The 4855-nt window shown below is 62.2% G+C and carries 8 protein-coding genes; 2 read left to right on the forward strand and 6 right to left on the reverse strand.

Annotated elements, in window-relative coordinates:
- The 6 genes from JOZ76_RS21300 to JOZ76_RS21325 all read right to left on the reverse strand — a co-directional run.
- A partial coding sequence (locus JOZ76_RS21300; RefSeq protein ID WP_291701545.1) for a copper chaperone PCu(A)C occupies positions 1–223 on the reverse strand: 223 nt, incomplete at its 3' end.
- A gap of 70 nt (positions 224–293) precedes the next feature.
- A complete protein-coding gene (copD, locus tag JOZ76_RS21305; RefSeq protein ID WP_291701540.1) occupies positions 294–1238 on the reverse strand; it encodes a copper homeostasis membrane protein CopD in 945 nt (314 codons plus the stop codon).
- Positions 1235–1555, reverse strand: a complete 321-nt coding sequence (locus tag JOZ76_RS21310; protein ID WP_291701547.1) for a copper resistance CopC family protein — start codon at positions 1553–1555, stop codon at positions 1235–1237. Before JOZ76_RS21310 ends, copD begins: the two co-directional genes overlap by 4 nt.
- A 39-nt stretch (positions 1556–1594) precedes the next feature.
- Entirely contained in the window at positions 1595–2596 is a 1002-nt protein-coding gene (locus JOZ76_RS21315) for a hypothetical protein (RefSeq protein ID WP_291701541.1), read from the reverse strand.
- A 63-nt stretch (positions 2597–2659) separates the two neighbouring features.
- Positions 2660–3112: a DUF2946 family protein gene (locus JOZ76_RS21320; RefSeq protein ID WP_366938603.1), complete on the reverse strand. Its 453-nt coding sequence runs from the start codon at positions 3110–3112 to the stop codon at positions 2660–2662.
- A complete protein-coding gene (locus tag JOZ76_RS21325; protein WP_291701553.1) occupies positions 3064–3198 on the reverse strand; it encodes a hypothetical protein in 135 nt (44 codons plus the stop codon). Before JOZ76_RS21325 ends, JOZ76_RS21320 begins: the two co-directional genes overlap by 49 nt.
- Before the next feature lie 217 nt (positions 3199–3415).
- On the opposite strand from JOZ76_RS21325, the gene JOZ76_RS38310 reads away from it, so the two are divergent.
- Both JOZ76_RS38310 and JOZ76_RS21335 read left to right on the forward strand, forming a co-directional pair.
- Positions 3416–4093, forward strand: coding sequence for a globin (locus JOZ76_RS38310; protein WP_366938604.1), 678 nt, complete (start codon positions 3416–3418; stop codon positions 4091–4093).
- Positions 4094–4268: 175 nt separating this feature from the next.
- A partial coding sequence (locus JOZ76_RS21335; RefSeq protein ID WP_291701543.1) for a sugar ABC transporter substrate-binding protein occupies positions 4269–4855 on the forward strand: 587 nt, incomplete at its 3' end.

The following is a 4855-nucleotide window of genomic DNA, read 5'->3' on the forward strand; positions in this document are numbered from 1 at the left end:
CCGCCATCTCGTGCACCTCGATCTTGCCGGCGAAATCGCCGGACACGGCAACCAAGCGGTCGGGCGCACTGCCCTTGTTCTCGATGGCGAGAAAGCCGCCGCCGGTCTTGGCGCCGCGCGGCGTGGCGCGGCTCCAGGCCTGGCTGATGACGAGATCGCCGGCCTTGACCTCCTCGGCGCGAGCCGGCGCCCCCAACAGAGAGCTCATCATGACAGCGAGCATGGCAAGGCCGGCGAGCGGCTTGAATATGCGATTGCGGATGTTCATTTCGTATAGCTCCAGTCGAAGGAATTTAGGGGTGTATCATGGGATGCTGGAGGCCGAGCGCACCCACGATGGCGAAGACGGCAAGCCCCAGCGCAAACTCGATTCCGCTGTTTCGGGCCAGCTGCAGTGACGCATCCGCGGCCGCCGTTGCGGCGAGCTGCGGCGTAAGCCAAAGCCGGTTGACGCAGGCAAACGCGACCATCAGGGCGACGACCGCCATCTTGACCAGCAGAAGCTGGCCATAGGCGGTGGCCAGCAGCACCTGCCAGCTCCTGACGATGATCCAGGCATTGATCGCGCCGGACAGCACGAGCGTCGATACCGCAACAATGCCAAGGAGCGAAAACCTGCTGACGGCATTCTGCTCCAGCTTGCGCCAGGCGGCAGACTGATGGCGCGCACTCGAATTGAGCAAGGACATCAGCAGCAGGAGGCCACCGATCCAGGCTGAAGCGGCCCAGAGATGCAGGACGTCCGAGACGAGGTGCAGGATCCCGAGATCGCCTGCGGTCGAGCCGGCATGCCCGGTCCAGGCAATGGCGCCGGTAAACGCCAGCGCGGAGACCAGCGTCAACCGGCGCACCGGCCAGACCCGCTCGCCCGCGAGGCTGATGGCCAGTAGCACGGCCAATGCCAGGCGGACCACGGTAACCTGCCCGAATTGCGTCACCTCGACCACGGTCGAGAGGCCCTCCTGCGTCAGCGCGTCCCACAAGGAAAGACCTGTGATCTGCATGGTCTCCAGCAGCAGCCAGCCGAGCCCCGTCAGCACGGCAATGACCAAGCTCGTCCATGCCAACTTGCGGATCTGCGCGGCGAGCACCGGGACCGCTTCCGGCGTGGCCCCAAAGGCAGGCTCGGCGATGAGGCTGCGAAAGATCAGCGCCCCGAGCGTGTTCGCCGTTGCGGCAAAGTGTACCGCGCGTACGGCGATCAGGCCGTCGCCTAGTCCTGCCTCCGACCAGCTCACTGACCGACCTGGAACGTGAAGTTGCCATCGGTCGTGTGGGTGTCGACCGAGAGCACGCGCCAGTTCACATGGTAGGTGCCATTGCCGCCGGGTTTCAGCGAAATCGACATCTGGCTGCCGCTAACGCGCGCCTTGCCGCTGTCGATGCGCTGCCCGGCCGCGTTGGTGACGCTGATGGTCGAGAAGGCCGGCTCGAGCTTCTGGGTGAAGTACAGCGTCACTTCGCGTGGCGGGCTTGCGACCGTGTTGCCGACCTTGGGTTCGGCACGATCCAGAAACGCGTGCGCGCGCGCCTCTGTTGTCACAAGCGACAGCACCAAGACAGCCGTCCAAATCCGAGATGGATGTCGCATGGCTCAATTCCTCGCAAAGGGGCTTGCCGGGGCGGTAGAGGGCCCAAACAGCGGCCGGCCGATGCCGCGCGGATCGATGTCGTCGAGGAAAAAGTGCAACTGCCCGATTACGCCGACATTGCTGCCGCTTTGCCGGTTGATCGGGATCAGCGCCTCGACGCCGAGCTGGAAGGTGTTACCGACCCAGATGACGCCGGGATTGATGGTCCCGGTCGTCAGCGTCCCCGACGTCAGCGTGTTGGCCACCGGCGTCTGCATGTTGAATTCCACCAGCGGGATGAGATGATTGATGAAATCCGGCAGCCCGAGATCGATCACCGACGATTTCAGATAAGGCATGCTGTACTGGATGGTTCCCCCCCAGTTCAGCACGCGCGGATGAAATTCGGTGTCGAAGGACAAATCGCCGGAATCAGGATCGATGCTGGCCGTGGTGGTCGAGTTCTGGCCCGGAATCGCATAGCCGACCTGGCCGGTGATCGACGCCGGCCGAAGCCAGGACAGGCTGTCGGGCAGATCGCCCATCCCTTTGCCGAAATAGATCGTCGGCGTGTAGACATTGAACGCCTCCGCACCGACGCTGGACGACCCCGTCCCGCCCCACTCGACCGTGAGACCGACGGACATTACGAACTCATGCTCGGGATTCTTGTAGACCCGGTACTTGAACGTGGTCTCGAGATTCTGGAATCCATTGGCGCCAGGCACGGTCGAATCCATCATGTCGAGGAACGTGTACGCCGTGCCGAACGAGATCGCGAAATCTTCGGTGATGCGCTTGGAAAACTCGGCTGAAATGTCGTGCTGCCGCACGGGCGGGTTGTCGCCGGTGTGAAAACTGTCGACGGTCGGAAGGGCAAGTTCGTCGTTGACGCCGGGATCATCGATTCCGAGCGTGGCCGGAAAGAAGCGATTTCCGACGATTTCGTGGGCAGAGCCTTGAGTGACGCAAACGAGCGCGACGGCGAGCCCGGACAGGCCCGCGCACGCCCAACGGGTGGACATGGCTATTCTCCGAAAACAGTGATTCGACGTGGAACGATAGAGCGGCCGTCTCCGGCCACAAGCTCACGCCGATCGCGGAGGTGCACGCGCCTGTGCATGAGAGTGACTACGCGATCGCAGAACGGCTCGCGCATCCTCCCGCCAGATCACCGGTGCAGCATTGATCTGAGGAATCGAAAATGCGGCCGGCTGCGGCGTGTCGAATGACGCCTGGCTCTGAGCCAGACAGCAGATCGGACAGCTACCGTCCTGTGCGTGCGGATCAGTCGATCCGGGCGGCGCCGTGGGATCGCTGTGACAGATCTCGAGCGAACTGAGCGGATCGGAGGCCGCGATCGCGGCGGACCAACAGGCGGCGATCGGCGCAACGAGTTGCACCGCCAATGCGATCAAAACGATCGGAAGAAATTTTCGCAGCCGGTGCCGCATAAGCCTGCTCGCCCAATGCCGTTGGGTTAACATCCGAGTCAGTTGAAGTCGAGCATTCCCCGCCGTTTTCGTGCGCCTGGCGCGCATTTGTGTGAATCGGATGTCGGTGCCGTGCTGTCGTTCGCCAGTTCGCGAACGGTGATCAGCGCCTGCAACTCCTGATCGACAATCACCGTCGCGACTCATTGCGACTGCTGAAATCGACTTCTGTGCAAGGGCAGGCGCGACAAAAAATCTTCGCACAAAGATTGGGCTGATGAGGCCAATGAAGCTTGCTCGCGTCGGCCTTACCCCCGCATGATACCTCCTTTTTGGACCAACTGCAACCATATGCAGCCAGAGGAGGACATTCCCAAACATTGCCTAGAGTGCAGGTAATTTGAACAATCGTTGCCGAAAAAGATGACAAGACAGAAAAGTTGGTCTACGAATTTGGGCCCAGGCTTCCGCAAGGAGTGTCTGGTGGTCCAAGTCTCGGGAGGAGCCCTGACGCGCACAAGCAGCGTCGCCCGTCAACCAACATCCAATTCAAATCGGGAAAACAGGGTCGACACAATTTCTCGAGCAGGGGACGCTACCCTGCTCTTCTTTTTTGGGCAGGCGTCCACAGCATCGTCCGGCGCCGGCATGATCGCGCCTAACATCTCGCGACCTGCTCGCGCCGAGATGAGCCATCCGATCCGGCGCAGCTTTGAACTGGCTACCGAGCGTTGCGCGGACATAACGGCGCTGGTCTATGACAGGCTGTTTCGCGCGCATCCCGAAACCGAACCGATGTTCGCGCGCGACACCGGCGGTCACATCAAGGGCTCGATGCTGGCCTTTGCCATCGATGCGATCCTCGACTTTGCGGGCGAGCGCAACGGGACCTTCCGCATGATCGTATGCGAGGTGCAGTCGCATGAGGCCTATGGGACGTCGCGCGAAGTGTTTTTCGCCTTTTCGGGGTCATTGCCAACACTGCGCGAACTGCTTGGCGCGGCCTGGTCCGCCGAGTTCGATGAAACCTGGCGCATGCTGCTGGACGAGATCGAAGACGTGCTCGCACACGATACTGTACCGACATAGGCCGCGCGACATTTGCCTGCCCTTTGGCCGCTTCCCGCACCGCAACCGGCCTGTGCGATCAAAGTTTGAGACTGCACGGATGGCGCGGGCTCGGAGAGTGTGACAGACTTTCTCCCCTCCGCGGTGCGCGCCAACGACGCCCGACGGTCAAAACAATGGATCAAGGGAGCAAGCGATGTCCGGGAATGACAAATCCTCCACCACCAGACGCAACCTTCTTCAGGCGGCCGCGACCGCCGGCGCCGCCACGACGCTGCTTGGCGGATTGAGTATACCAGCGTTGGCAGCCGAAATGGCGCGGTCCGAGAAGCCGCTGAAGGCGGCCTTCTCCAACGCCGGCCTGCAGGCGACCTGGTGCGCCCAGGGCAAGCAGGCGGCGGAAGCCTGGGGCAAGCTGTTCAACGTCGAGGTCACCTGGTTCGACGGCCAACTCGATGCCGTCAAGCAGCGCGCGGCGATCGACAACATGGCCTCGCAGAAATGGGACTTTGTCGCGATCCAGGCGTTTGGCATCGGTACATTGACCCAGCCCGTGCAAAAGATGATCGACGGCGGCACCCCCGTCATCGACATGGACACGCTGATTGCGCCGCTCGACCAGATCAATGTTCATTCGTTCCTTGCCCCCGACAACGAGTTCATGGGTGCTTCGGTGACCCAGGCACTGGTCAACCAGCTCGGCGGAAAGGGCAAGGTGATCATGACCCAGGGCGCCCTGGGCCACACCGGCGCCCAAGGCCGCGCCAAGGGATTTACCTCGGT

Origin of the sequence: Bradyrhizobium sp. (assembly GCF_019244115.1) — a bacterium.
In the GTDB taxonomy this organism is placed as follows: domain Bacteria; phylum Pseudomonadota; class Alphaproteobacteria; order Rhizobiales; family Xanthobacteraceae; genus Bradyrhizobium.

Coding starts and splice junctions, on each gene's coding strand:
- JOZ76_RS21320 (WP_366938603.1), bottom strand. CDS start 3,112: ATGCGCGCCAGGCGCACGAAAACGGCGGGGAATGCTCGACTTCAACTG.
- JOZ76_RS21315 (WP_291701541.1), bottom strand. CDS start 2,596: ATGTCCACCCGTTGGGCGTGCGCGGGCCTGTCCGGGCTCGCCGTCGCG.